Genomic DNA, 12,475 nt, shown 5'->3' on the forward strand with positions numbered 1-12,475 from the left:
TTTATTTAAGTTGGCTGATATGCAGGATATTCAAACGCAACCCGACACCACCTTTACGCTCAACCATCTCTCCTTTCGCGTACCCGGGCGCACGCTGCTGCATCCGCTCTCTCTGACGTTTCCGGCCGGTAAAGTGACGGGCCTGATTGGTCATAACGGTTCCGGTAAATCCACCCTGCTCAAGATGCTGGGGCGCCATCAGCCGCCTTCAGAAGGCGATATTCTGCTGGATGACCAACCGCTGGAGAGCTGGAGCAGTAAAGCCTTTGCCCGCAAAGTGGCCTATCTGCCGCAGCAGCTGCCGCAGGCGGAAGGGATGACGGTGCGTGAGCTGGTGGCGATTGGGCGTTATCCGTGGCACGGAGCGCTTGGGCGCTTCGGCGTCGCCGACCGAGAGAAGGTGGAAGAGGCGATTGCGCTGGTCGGGCTAAAACCGCTGGCGCACCGTCTGGTGGATAGCCTGTCCGGCGGCGAACGCCAGCGCGCGTGGATCGCGATGCTGGTGGCGCAGGACAGCCGCTGTCTGCTGCTGGATGAACCGACCTCTGCGCTGGATATCGCGCATCAGGTCGACGTCCTGGCGCTGGTGCATCGCCTGAGCCAGCAGCGTGGCCTGACGGTCATTGCGGTCCTGCACGACATCAACATGGCCGCGCGCTATTGTGACTACCTCGTCGCGCTGCGCGGGGGCGAGATGATTGCCCAGGGCACACCGGCAGAGCTGATGCGCAGCGAAACGCTGGAACATATTTACGGTATTCCGATGGGTATTCTGCCTCACCCTGCCGGGGCTGCACCGGTGAGCTTTGTCTACTGATGCTGAATAACACACGCATTAGCCGCCGTCGCCTGCTGACGGCGATGGCGCTCTCGCCGCTGCTGTTAAAAATGAATACGGCGCGTGCCACTGCCGTCGATCCGCACCGTATTGTGGCCCTGGAATGGCTGCCGGTCGAACTGATGATGGCGCTCGGCGTCACGCCCTATGGCGTGGCGGACATTCCTAACTATAACCTCTGGGTGAACGAGCCGAAGCTGCCGGACTCGGTGATCGACGTAGGCCTGCGTACGGAGCCAAACCTCGAATTGCTCACCCAGATGAAACCCTCGTTCCTGTTCTGGTCAGCGGGCTACGGTCCGTCAGAGGAGATCATGGCGCGCATTGCGCCAGGACGTGGATTTGCTTTCAGCGACGGTAAAAAACCGCTGGCCGTGGCGAAAAACTCGATTAACGAGATGGCGCATTTCCTCAACCGCGAAGCGGAGGCCAAAAGACATCTCGACGAATTTGATGCCCTGATCGACTCCCTGAAGCCGCGCTTTGCTCACCGGGGCGATCGTCCGCTGCTGATGGTGACGCTGCTGGATGCCCGCCATATGCTGGTCTTTGGTAAAAACTGTCTGTTCCAGGAGGTGCTGGACAGCTTCGGTATTCGCAACGCCTGGGAAGGGGAGATGACCTTCTGGGGCAGTACCGCCGTGGGTATCGACCGCCTGGCGGCGTTTCGCGATGTGGACGTGCTCTGTTTCGACCACGGTAACGAACGCGACATGCAAACCCTGATGGCGACCCCGCTCTGGCAGGCGATGCCGTTTGTGCGCGAGAAGCGCTTCCAGCGCGCCCCGGCGGTCTGGTTCTACGGCGCGACGCTGTCGGCCATGCATTTTGCCCGCGTGCTGGATAACGCCCTGGGAGGTAAAGCATGAGTACGCGTATCGCCCGCTTCCCGGCGCTGCTGTTATCCCTGCTTTTTCTGGTTGCGCTGGTATTAACCAGGTTCAACCTCTCCACGGCCTTACCGCGCGCGCAGTGGGGGGCCGCTCTGGCCTCGCCGGATATCGACAATATTCAGCAGATGCTGTTCCACTACAGCCTGCTGCCGCGTCTGGCGATCTCCCTTTTGGTCGGGGCCGGCTTAGGGCTGGTGGGCGTATTGTTCCAGCAGGTGTTGCGTAACCCGCTGGCAGAGCCAACCACGCTCGGCGTCGCGACCGGCGCGCAGCTTGGGATCACCATCACCACGCTGTGGGCGCTGCCGGGAGCGTTAACCTCGCAGTTTGCGGCACTCGCGGGAGCGTGCGTGGTGGGCGCGCTGGTCTTTGGCGTGGCCTGGGGCAAGCGCCTTTCTCCTGTAACGCTTATTCTGGCCGGGCTGGTGGTGAGCCTGTACTGTGGGGCGATTAACCAGCTGCTCGTGCTGTTCCATCACGATCGGCTGCAAAGCATGTTCCTGTGGAGTACCGGCACGCTCACCCAGACCGACTGGAGCGTTGTAGAGCACCTGTGGCCGCAGCTGGCTGGCGGCGTCGTGCTGACGCTGCTGCTCCTGCGCCCCCTGACGCTCATGGGGCTGGATGATGGCGTGGCGCGTAACCTGGGGCTGGCGCTGTCGCTGGCGCGTCTGGCGGCGCTGACGCTGGCGATTGTATTGAGTGCCCTGCTGGTCAACGCGGTCGGCATCATCGGGTTTATCGGCCTGTTTGCGCCGCTGCTGGCGAAAATGCTCGGGGCGCGTCGCCTGCTGGCGCGTCTGATGCTGGCGCCACTGATTGGGGCCCTGATCCTCTGGCTTTCCGATCAGCTTGTTCTCTGGCTGGCGCAGGTCTGGAGGGAAGTGTCCACCGGCTCGGTGACCGCGCTTATCGGGGCGCCGCTGCTGCTGTGGCTGCTCCCGCGCCTGCGCAGCATGAGCGCACCGGCGATGGACGCCGGCGATAAAGTTTACGCTGAACGTCGGTCGGTGCTGTGGTTTAGCCTTGCCGGTCTGGCGGTGCTGATTATCGCTTCGTTTGCGGCGCTCTCATTCGGACGCGATGCGTCGGGCTGGCTCTGGGCGACGGGTGATTTACTCAATGAACTGGTGCAGTGGCGCTGGCCGCGTATCTTCGCTGCGCTGATCGCAGGGGTAATGCTGGCGGTGGCGGGGTGCATTATTCAGCGTCTGACCGGCAACCCGATGGCAAGCCCGGAAGTGCTCGGGATCAGCTCTGGCGCCGCCTTTGGCGTGGTGCTGATGCTGTTCTTTGTGCCGGGGAATGCGTTTGGCTGGCTGATGCCTGCCGGCAGTATCGGTGCGGCAGTCACGCTGATGATTATCCTTATTGCCGCCGGTCGCGGCGGATTTTCACCGCACCGCATGCTGCTGGCCGGGATGGCGCTCAGTACCGCATTTACCATGCTGCTGATGATGCTGCAGGCCAGCGGCGATCCGCGTATGGCGAAGATCCTGACCTGGATTTCCGGCTCGACCTACAACGCCACCGGCAGCCAGGTGGTCTGGTCCGGGATCGCGATGCTCGTGCTGCTGGCGATGGTGCCGCTGTGCCGCCGCTGGATGACCATTCTGCCGCTCGGCGGCGAAACCGCGCGCGCGGTGGGAATGGCGCTGACGCCAGCGCGCGTGGCCCTGCTGCTGCTGGCGGCGTGCCTGACGGCTGTGGCAACCCTGACGATTGGACCGCTGAGTTTTGTCGGATTAATGGCGCCGCACATTGCCAGAATGATGGGGTTCCGCCGGACGATGCCGCATATTGTGATGTCAGCACTGACGGGCGGGATGATGCTGGTGTTTGCGGACTGGTGCGGAAGAATGGTGCTGTTCCCGTATCAGATCCCGGCGGGTCTGCTGTCGACCTTTATCGGTGCGCCGTACTTTATTTATCTGTTGAGAAAGCAGAGCCGGTAATAAAAGTAAACGGCAATCCTTAGATTGCCGTTTTAGTGTTTGCGCCCTCTCCCCGTGGGAGAGGGTTGGGGTGAGGGCATCAAGCCGCACATCTTACAGCTTCGCAAACACCTTGCGCGCCGCGTCGATGGTGTTGTTGATATCTTCTTCGCTGTGCGCCACGGACATAAAGCCCGCTTCGAACGCGGACGGCGCGAGGTACACGCCTTCGTCCAGCATCAGGTGGAAGAAGCGCTTGAAGCGTTCAACGTCGCACTTCACCACGTCCTGATAGCAGGTCACGGTTTTCGCATCGGTGAAGAAAATCCCGAACATGCCGCCCACGTGGTTGACCACCAGAGGGATACCGGCCTCTTCTGCGGCTTCCAGCAGACCGTTTGCCAGCTGCGTGGTACGGTCGGTCAGGGTTTCGTGAATGCCCGGCTGTGCCACCTCGGTCAGGCAGGCAAAGCCCGCCGCCATGGCGATGGGGTTACCGGAGAGCGTGCCCGCCTGGTAAACCGGACCGGTTGGCGCCAGGGCTTCCATCACGTCCTTACGACCACCGAATGCGCCGACCGGCATGCCGCCGCCGATGATTTTGCCGAGGCAGGTCAGGTCCGGCACGACGTCGTAGTAAGACTGGGCACCCGCCAGCGCGACGCGGAAGCCGGTCATGACTTCATCGATGATCAACAGCGCGCCGAACTCATCGCACAGGGCGCGCAGGCCCGGCAGGAAGTCAGGCTGCGGTGGGATGCAGTTCATGTTGCCGGCGACCGGCTCAACGATGATGCAGGCGATCTCCTGCGGATACTGCTCGAACGCCGCGCGAACGGTAGCAATATCGTTGTAGGTGCAGGTCAGGGTATGCTTCGCGAAATCTGCCGGTACGCCAGGCGAGTTCGGCTGGCCGAGCGTCAGCGCGCCGGAACCGGCTTTCACCAGCAGGCAGTCCGCATGACCGTGGTAGCAGCCTTCAAACTTGATGATTTTATCGCGACCGGTAAAACCGCGCGCCAGGCGGATAGCGCTCATGGTGGCTTCGGTACCGGAGTTCACCATACGCACCATGTCCATGGTAGGCACCAGCTCGGTCACCAGCTCCGCCATTTTCACTTCCATTTCGGTTGGCGCACCGAAGCTCAGGCCACGCTGGGCTGCTTCAATCACCGCGTTACGAATGGCAGGGTGGTTGTGCCCCAGCACCATCGGTCCCCAGGAACCTACATAATCGATATAGGCTTTGCCATCGACATCATACAGATACGCGCCGTCAGCACGTTCGATAAACAGCGGCGTACCGCCCACGCCGGTAAAGGCGCGCACAGGTGAGTTCACGCCACCCGGAATAAGCTCGCGGGCTGCACTGTAGAGGTTTTCAGACTTGCTCATGGCGTCGTTCCTGGTTCGAATAAAATGGTTAAGCCCACTATTCTATGTGATTCGGGGAAGGTTATGAAATTTTTAGCCGGGCAATGCTTTAAGATTTGTTAAGTAATTTTCAGGAGACGGTGGGGCCGTCTCTGGTAAAATCCTCGCGGCTTTTTGTGTGACAAATAAGAACAGGACATGAAATCAGATTCTCCGTCTTTTGAAGAACAACAGTTTACGCGCGCCCGGCACCGAATCAGCATTCGGCGGCTGCTCAATCGCGATAAAACGCCGCTGGCGATCCTGCTGGCCGCTGCCGTGGTGGGCACTCTCGCGGGCCTGGTTGGCGTAGCGTTTGAAAAAGCGGTTAATGCCGTACTCAACTGGCGAGTGGGCACCGTGGCCGGTTTCGCCGACAGCGAATGGCTGGTCTGGGTGTGGGCATTCGGGCTGTCCGCGCTGTTTGCCATGGTGGGGTATTTTCTGGTGCGTAAATTTGCGCCGGAGGCGGGCGGATCGGGCATTCCGGAAATTGAAGGCGCGCTGGAGGAGCTGCGTCCGGTGCGCTGGTGGCGGGTGATTCCGGTTAAGTTCATCGGCGGCATGGGGACTCTGGGCGCGGGGATGGTTCTTGGCCGGGAAGGGCCTACGGTTCAACTGGGCGGGAACGTTGGCCGCATGGTGGGCGATCTGTTCCGGATGCGCAGCGCCGAAGCGCGCCATACGCTGCTGGCAACCGGTGCGGCGGCGGGGCTGTCGGCGGCCTTTAACGCGCCGCTGGCGGGCATTTTGTTTATCATCGAAGAGATGCGCGCGCAGTTTCGCTACAACCTGATCTCGATTAAAGCGGTGTTTACCGGCGTCATTATGTCGAGCATCGTGTTTCGCCTCTTTAATGGCGAAGGGGCGGTCATTGAGGTGGGTAAACTGACCAACGCGCCGGTTAACACCCTGTGGCTTTACCTGATCCTCGGCATGATTTTTGGCGTGGTGGGGCCGCTGTTTAACACCTTTATCCTGCGCGCCCAGGATATGTTCCAGCGCATTCACGACGGGAACACCACGAAATGGGTGCTGATGGGCGGTCTGCTGGGCGGCATGTGCGGCGTACTCGGGTTTATCGAGCCGAATGCCGCAGGCGGCGGGTTCGGGCTGATTCCCATTGCGGCGGCAGGGAATTTCAGCGTGGGTCTGCTGCTGTTTATGTTTATCTCCCGGGTTATCACGACGGTACTGTGCTTCTCTTCCGGCGCGCCCGGGGGGATTTTTGCCCCGATGCTGGCGCTGGGCACGCTGCTGGGGACCGCATTTGGGATGGCGGCTGAAGTGGGCTTTCCCGCCTATCACCTTGAAGCCGGGACGTTTGCGGTGGCCGGAATGGGCGCGCTGCTGGCCGCGTCCCTGCGTGCGCCGTTGACTGGCATCGTGCTGGTGCTGGAGATGACGGACAATTACCAGCTCATTTTGCCAATGATCATTACCTGTCTCGGCGCGACACTATTAGCCCAGTTCCTGGGTGGAAAACCGCTATACTCCACCATCCTTGCGCGTACCCTGGCAAAACAAGAGGCGGAGCGGGCCGCCGCGCAGAATACTTGAATGAATTACCAGGGTATTAGATAATGACATAAAGAATTGGGTGAATTTTACCCAATAGCAGTATTCATGGGAGCATAAGATGAGTGATGACGTAGTAGCTGTACCGCTCGAATTTACCGAAGCAGCAGCCAACAAAGTGAAAGTCCTGATTGCCGACGAAGACAATCCGGATCTTAAACTGCGTGTCTATATTACCGGTGGCGGCTGCAGCGGCTTCCAGTATGGTTTTACCTTTGACGATCAGGTTAACGATGGCGATATGACTATCGAGAAACAGGGCGTCGCGCTGGTGGTTGACCCGATGAGCCTGCAATATCTGGTGGGGGGTTCGGTGGATTACACCGAGGGTCTGGAAGGTTCGCGCTTTGTGGTCACGAACCCGAATGCGACAAGCACCTGCGGGTGTGGATCTTCGTTCAGCATCTAATAGAGTACGGGCTGATGCCGTTACTCCGTCCCTCTCCCACAGGGAGAGGGAGAAAAGACTAAAAACGGTAACCTTGCGGTTACCGTTTTGCTTTTACCTGCCATTATCATCCAGTGCAAACGTCGGCAGCTTCAGGTGCCAGCGTATCGCCGCTAAGCGTATCACCAGCGTCACGACCATCCCCAGCATCGCGGCATTTTCCAGCGGTAAGGCAAAGGTGTAGTACGCGGTAGCGTGAACAATCCCGCCCACAATGCAGGCCGTTGCGTAAATTTCAGTACGCAGGATCATCGGCACTTCACGCGCCAGAATGTCGCGAATGATCCCACCGCCCACGCCGGTTAATACGCCCATGCAGATCGCCACCATCGGACCGGTACCGGCATTAAACGCCTTATTGACGCCAATACCGACAAACACGGCCAGACCCACGGCATCCAGTACCGGCAGTATCCACTTGGGTAAGCGGCGGGGCTGGCGAACCAGCACAATGGTTAACAGGCAGGTGACCATCGCGACCACCAGATCGGTAGGATCTTTCACCCAAAACACCGGGCCATTTGCCAGCGCCATATCGCGGATAGTCCCGCCGCCGACGGCGGTCACGACGCCCAGCACCAGCACGCCAAACGGATCCATGCGTAGTTTTCCGGCGAGCAGAACGCCGGAGATAGCAAAAACGGCTGTGCCAAGAATATCCAGCCAATAAACGAGCATCGTTAAATCCTCGAAAAGGGTCTTATGTTAGTGACTCTCTGCCAGCGCGGCACAGAGCTGTTTTGCGGCGAGGATAATACGCGGGCTGGCGCGTTCAAACCAGTCGCTGTTGAGCGGGATTACCGGAATTTTTAGCTGCCTTTGCCAGAATTGTTCAATTTTAGGAATCTCGCTCGCATTTCCGACCACGACGATGGCCTGCGGCTGGCGCGCCAGGACCTGCTCGCGGCTCACCTGCGGCCAGGGTACCCGGCTGGCAGCAAAGATGTTTTCACCGCCGCAGACTTCCAGCACCTGGTTCTGAATCGACCCTTTTCCGGTGGTAAACAGCGGCTGGCTGCCAAACTGCAGGAAGATGCGCTTTTTAACAGGGGTATCGTATCGGGATTTCAGCGCGGCATAATCGCTCAGCATCTGTTTCGCCGCAGCCTCGGCTTTTTTGGGCGTAGGGCTATAGGGGGCCAGGGCGCGTAGCGCCTGAGCGACCTGCTCAATGCTGACGGCATCAATCCACATGACCTTTATGCCAAGCGAGGTGAGCTGGTTGACCTGCCGCTCGGCGTTGCCGCCGCGCCAGGCCAGCACGAGATCCGGTTTAAGCGCCACGATGCGCTCAAGGTTCATCCCCTGCCAGGTTGCCACCTGTTCAATACCCGCGGCCTGCGGTGGGTAATCCGAAAAGCTACTCACGCCAACGGGCGTGATCCCGGCGGCAAACGCCAGTTCAGTATTTGCGGGAGAGAGAGTAATCACGCGCGGCAACGCATAGAGCCACAGCGGTGCGAGAAGAAGCAGGGCGGCCAGCGCCCTGACGGTATGTTTAGCCACGTGCCAGATTCTGCACCAGGCGCTCCACCATCACGGTGGACTGTTTTGCCGCAACGGTCAGGAACTCGTCGAAGCTGATGTGGGACTGCTGGTCTGCCACGTCAGAGATGGCGCGAACCACCACGAAGGGTACGCTGAAGTTATGGCAGACATGAGCGATCGCGGTCGCTTCCATCTCAACGGCAACCGCCTGAGGGAAGTTATGACGAATTTTCGCCAGCCCAACGGAGCCGTTGATGAAGGCATCACCGCTGACAATCAGACCGCGTACCGCGTTGAGGTTGAGTTCTGCGATGCAGGTCTCTGCCGCCGCAATCAGCTTGTCGTCAGCTTTAAAACCAGCAGGGCAGCCCGGGAGCTGTCCGTACTCGTAACCGAACGCGGTGACGTCGGCATCGTGGTAACGCGCTTCGTCGGAGACAACGATATCGCCCACTTTCAGCGTCGGCGCCAGGCCGCCCGCAGAGCCGGTATTCACGATCACGTCCGGCTTGCAGCGCTCAAGCAGCAGGGTTGCACCCAGCGCAGCAGCCACTTTACCGATGCCTGATTTCAGCAGAGCCACGTCAACACCGTTCAGCTGGCCGGTGTAGATCTCACAACCTCCCAGAGAGAGGGTCTGACGGTTCTCAATTTTGTCACGCAGCAGCGTAACTTCTTCTTCCATTGCACCAATAATGCCGATTTTCATAGATTTACTCGCGATGTGCCTTGTTAAGATGCATAGTCTATCATGCGGTTAAGGGGAAACGCATTCTCACGCGGGGGAGCACATGTCACCAATCGATTTCCGTACCAAAATTAACTGGCACCGACGTTTCCGTTCGCCGCAGGGCGACAAGAGCGAACATGAGATCCTGCGTATCTTCGAGAGCGATCGCGGGCGGATCGTTAACTCGCCTGCCATCCGCCGTCTGCAGCAAAAAACTCAGGTGTTCCCGCTGGAGCGTAACGCCGCGGTGCGCACGCGCTTAACCCACTCGATGGAAGTGCAGCAGGTCGGGCGCTACATTGCCAAAGAGATTTTGAGCCGTCTCAAAGAGCAGCGTTTACTGGAAGCCTATGGTCTGGACGAGCTGACGGGGCCCTTCGAGAGCATCGTTGAGATGGCCTGCCTGATGCATGACATCGGCAATCCGCCTTTCGGCCACTTTGGTGAGGCGGCGATCAATGACTGGTTTAAGCAGCGGCTTTATCCTTCGGATGCGGTAAGCCAGCCCCTCAGCGATGACCGCTGCACCGTACGCGATTTACGCCTGCGTGAAGGTGAAGAGCGGCTGAACGATCTGCGCCGCAAAGTGCGCCAGGATTTGTGTCACTTCGAGGGCAACGCGCAGGGGATCCGGCTGGTCCATTCCCTGATGCGCATGAACCTGACCTGGGCACAGGTCGGCTGCATTCTGAAATATACGCGCCCCGCGTGGTGGATGGGGGATACGCCCGCGTCCCACAGCTATTTAATGAAAAAACCAGGCTATTACCTTTCCGAAGAGGCCTATATTGAACGGTTACGTAAAGAACTTTCATTGACGCCAAACGGCCGCTTTCCATTGACCTGGATTATGGAAGCCGCCGATGATATTTCCTATTGCGTGGCCGATCTGGAAGATGCCGTGGAGAAAAGAATCTTCAGCGTCGAGGAGCTTTATCAGCATCTTTATGCGGCCTGGGGTACCCATGAAAAAGGTTCGCTGTTTGCGCAGGTGGTCGAAAATGCCTGGGAAAAATCGCGCTCAAATACATTAAGCCGCAGTACGGAAGACCAGTTCTTTATGTATTTGCGGGTCAATACATTAAATAAACTGGTGCCGTATGCGGCGTCGCGTTTTATTGATAATTTGCCGCTCATTTTCAGCGGGGAATTCAACCACGCGCTGCTGGAAGATGACAGCAGTTTCAGTCAACTCCTTGAGCTTTATAAACATGTGGCGATGCGGCATGTATTCAGCCATCCGGATGTCGAGCAGCTGGAGCTGCAGGGCTATCGGGTAATCAGTGGGTTACTGGAAATTTATTTCCCGTTGCTTCAGCTGTCGGTCGATGAATTCAGCGAACTGGTGGAACACGAGCGCGTGCGCAGAATACCCATCGAATCGCGGCTTTATCAGAAACTTTCTACCCGGCATCGTCTGGCGTATGTCGAAGCGATTGGCAAGCTGGAACGCAACTCTCCCCAATGGCCGGTGATGGAATATTATTATCGCTGCCGTCTTATCCAGGACTATATCAGCGGCATGACTGATTTGTATGCCTGGGATGAATACCGCAAGCTCATGGCGGTGGAATAATCCCTGAGTTTTGTAAAGACGGCCAATAAATTTTTACCTTTTCCATAAACTTATCGCCGGAACTAAGCGGTATAAAACGAATCTGAGTTACACAGCAATTTTGCGTTACCTGTAAATCGAGATTGAGAAACATGAAAAAAACCACATTAGCAATGAGTGCACTGGCTCTGAGTTTAGGTTTAGCGCTGTCTCCTCTGACTGCTACTGCAGCCGAGACCGCGTCGTCGGCAGCAACCGCGCAGCAGATGCCAAGCCTGGCACCGATGCTCGAAAAAGTGATGCCATCGGTGGTGAGTATTAACGTTGAGGGCAGCACGACCGTCAATACGCCGCGTATGCCGCGTAACTTCCAGCAGTTCTTCGGCGATAACTCGCCGTTCTGCCAGGATGGTTCGCCATTCCAGAGTTCACCGTTCTGTCAGGGCGGCGGTGCCGGGGATGACAGCCAGGGCGGCGGCCAGCAGCAGAAATTCATGGCGCTTGGCTCAGGGGTAATTATTGATGCGGCGAAAGGCTACGTCGTCACTAACAACCACGTTGTCGATAACGCGAACAGCATTAAGGTTCAGCTGAGCGATGGCCGTAAGTTCGACGCCAAAGTAGTGGGTAAAGACCCGCGTTCCGACATCGCGCTGATCCAGATTCAGGATCCGAAAAACCTGACGGCGATTAAAATTGCCGACTCCGATGCGCTGCGCGTGGGCGACTATACCGTGGCGATCGGTAACCCGTTCGGTCTGGGTGAAACCGTGACCTCGGGTATCGTCTCTGCGCTGGGCCGTAGCGGCCTCAACGCTGAGAACTATGAAAACTTCATCCAGACGGATGCGGCGATCAACCGCGGCAACTCCGGCGGTGCGCTGGTGAACCTGAACGGTGAGCTGATCGGTATCAACACCGCTATCCTGGCACCGGACGGCGGCAACATCGGTATCGGTTTTGCTATCCCGAGTAACATGGTGAAAAACCTGACCTCGCAGATGGTGCAGTATGGCCAGGTGAAACGTGGCGAACTGGGTATCCTCGGTACGGAGCTGAACTCCGAACTGGCTAAGGCGATGAAAGTTGACGCTCAGCGCGGGGCATTCGTCAGCCAGGTGATGCCAAATTCCTCTGCGGCGAAAGCGGGCATTAAAGCGGGGGATGTAATCACCTCCCTGAACGGTAAACCGATCAGCAGCTTTGCCGCCCTGCGTGCCGAAGTAGGCTCAATGCCGATTGGCAGTAAAGTGACCCTCGGCCTGCTGCGAGACGGTAAGCCGGTTAACGTGAGCCTGGAGCTGCAGCAGAGCAGCCAGAATCAGGTGGATTCCAGCACCATCTTCAGCGGGATTGAAGGTGCCGAGATGAGCAACAAAGGCGCAGACAAAGGCGTGGTGGTGAACAACGTGAAAGCGAATTCACCGGCAGCCCGTATCGGCCTGAAAAAAGGCGATGTGATCATGGGCGCTAACCAGCAGCCGGTGAAAAACATCGCTGAACTGCGCAAAATTCTCGAGAGCAAGCCTTCCGTACTGGCGCTGAATATTCAGCGTGGTGATACCTCTCTTTATCTGCTGATGCAGTAATTCTCTTAA

Annotated in this window: 11 protein-coding genes; 7 read left to right on the forward strand and 4 right to left on the reverse strand. The window is 58.3% G+C overall.

Annotation, left to right across the window (positions count from 1 at the left end; all coding sequences use genetic code 11):
• Nucleotides 1–19 precede the first annotated feature (19 nt).
• The 3 genes from fhuC to fhuB are packed head-to-tail and all read left to right on the forward strand — an operon-like array spanning nucleotide 20 to nucleotide 3,686.
• On the forward strand, nucleotides 20–817 hold the full coding sequence (gene fhuC / locus INF68_RS14355; protein WP_033144663.1) for a Fe3+-hydroxamate ABC transporter ATP-binding protein FhuC: 798 nt from the start codon (nucleotides 20–22) through the stop codon (nucleotides 815–817).
• Entirely contained in the window at nucleotides 817–1,707 is an 891-nt protein-coding gene (fhuD, locus tag INF68_RS14360) for a Fe(3+)-hydroxamate ABC transporter substrate-binding protein FhuD (RefSeq protein ID WP_193525333.1), read from the forward strand. The genes fhuC and fhuD overlap by 1 nt, the downstream gene beginning before the upstream one ends.
• Nucleotides 1,704–3,686, forward strand: a complete 1,983-nt coding sequence (gene fhuB / locus INF68_RS14365) for a Fe(3+)-hydroxamate ABC transporter permease FhuB (protein WP_126786349.1) — start codon at nucleotides 1,704–1,706, stop codon at nucleotides 3,684–3,686. Before fhuD ends, fhuB begins: the two co-directional genes overlap by 4 nt.
• Before the next feature lie 93 nt (nucleotides 3,687–3,779).
• Here the strand turns inward: fhuB and hemL are convergent, their stop codons facing one another.
• A complete protein-coding gene (gene hemL / locus INF68_RS14370) occupies nucleotides 3,780–5,060 on the reverse strand; it encodes a glutamate-1-semialdehyde 2,1-aminomutase (RefSeq protein WP_126786350.1) in 1,281 nt (426 codons plus the stop codon).
• 177 nt (nucleotides 5,061–5,237) lie between these two features.
• Here hemL and clcA point away from each other — a divergent pair, with 177 nt between their 5' ends.
• A complete protein-coding gene (gene clcA, locus INF68_RS14375) occupies nucleotides 5,238–6,638 on the forward strand; it encodes a H(+)/Cl(-) exchange transporter ClcA (protein WP_126786351.1) in 1,401 nt (466 codons plus the stop codon).
• A 79-nt stretch (nucleotides 6,639–6,717) separates the two neighbouring features.
• Nucleotides 6,718–7,065 (forward strand): iron-sulfur cluster insertion protein ErpA, encoded by a 348-nt coding sequence (gene erpA, locus INF68_RS14380; RefSeq protein ID WP_023310446.1) that lies wholly within the window; start codon nucleotides 6,718–6,720, stop codon nucleotides 7,063–7,065.
• A gap of 93 nt (nucleotides 7,066–7,158) precedes the next feature.
• Here the strand turns inward: erpA and INF68_RS14385 are convergent, their stop codons facing one another.
• From INF68_RS14385 to mtnN, 3 genes are read right to left on the reverse strand one after another with little or no spacing between them, the layout of a single operon-like run.
• Nucleotides 7,159–7,782 carry a TRIC cation channel family protein gene (locus INF68_RS14385; protein WP_023310447.1) on the reverse strand — a complete coding sequence of 208 codons (624 nt, stop codon included), beginning with the start codon at nucleotides 7,780–7,782 and terminating at the stop codon, nucleotides 7,159–7,161.
• A 27-nt stretch (nucleotides 7,783–7,809) separates the two neighbouring features.
• On the reverse strand, nucleotides 7,810–8,610 hold the full coding sequence (btuF, locus tag INF68_RS14390) for a vitamin B12 ABC transporter substrate-binding protein BtuF (RefSeq protein ID WP_045355180.1): 801 nt from the start codon (nucleotides 8,608–8,610) through the stop codon (nucleotides 7,810–7,812).
• Nucleotides 8,603–9,301 carry a 5'-methylthioadenosine/S-adenosylhomocysteine nucleosidase gene (gene mtnN, locus INF68_RS14395; RefSeq protein ID WP_014882620.1) on the reverse strand — a complete coding sequence of 233 codons (699 nt, stop codon included), beginning with the start codon at nucleotides 9,299–9,301 and terminating at the stop codon, nucleotides 8,603–8,605. Before mtnN ends, btuF begins: the two co-directional genes overlap by 8 nt.
• A gap of 82 nt (nucleotides 9,302–9,383) precedes the next feature.
• Between mtnN and dgt the strand changes: the two genes are divergently transcribed.
• Both dgt and degP read left to right on the forward strand, forming a co-directional pair.
• Nucleotides 9,384–10,898 carry a dGTPase gene (dgt, locus tag INF68_RS14400; protein WP_126786352.1) on the forward strand — a complete coding sequence of 505 codons (1,515 nt, stop codon included), beginning with the start codon at nucleotides 9,384–9,386 and terminating at the stop codon, nucleotides 10,896–10,898.
• A gap of 131 nt (nucleotides 10,899–11,029) precedes the next feature.
• Nucleotides 11,030–12,466 carry a serine endoprotease DegP gene (gene degP / locus INF68_RS14405; protein ID WP_023310451.1) on the forward strand — a complete coding sequence of 479 codons (1,437 nt, stop codon included), beginning with the start codon at nucleotides 11,030–11,032 and terminating at the stop codon, nucleotides 12,464–12,466.
• Nucleotides 12,467–12,475: the final 9 nt, after the last annotated feature.

Origin of the sequence: Enterobacter cloacae complex sp. P16RS2, assembly GCF_014982155.1 — a bacterium.
Classification (GTDB): domain Bacteria; phylum Pseudomonadota; class Gammaproteobacteria; order Enterobacterales; family Enterobacteriaceae; genus Enterobacter; species Enterobacter cloacae_M.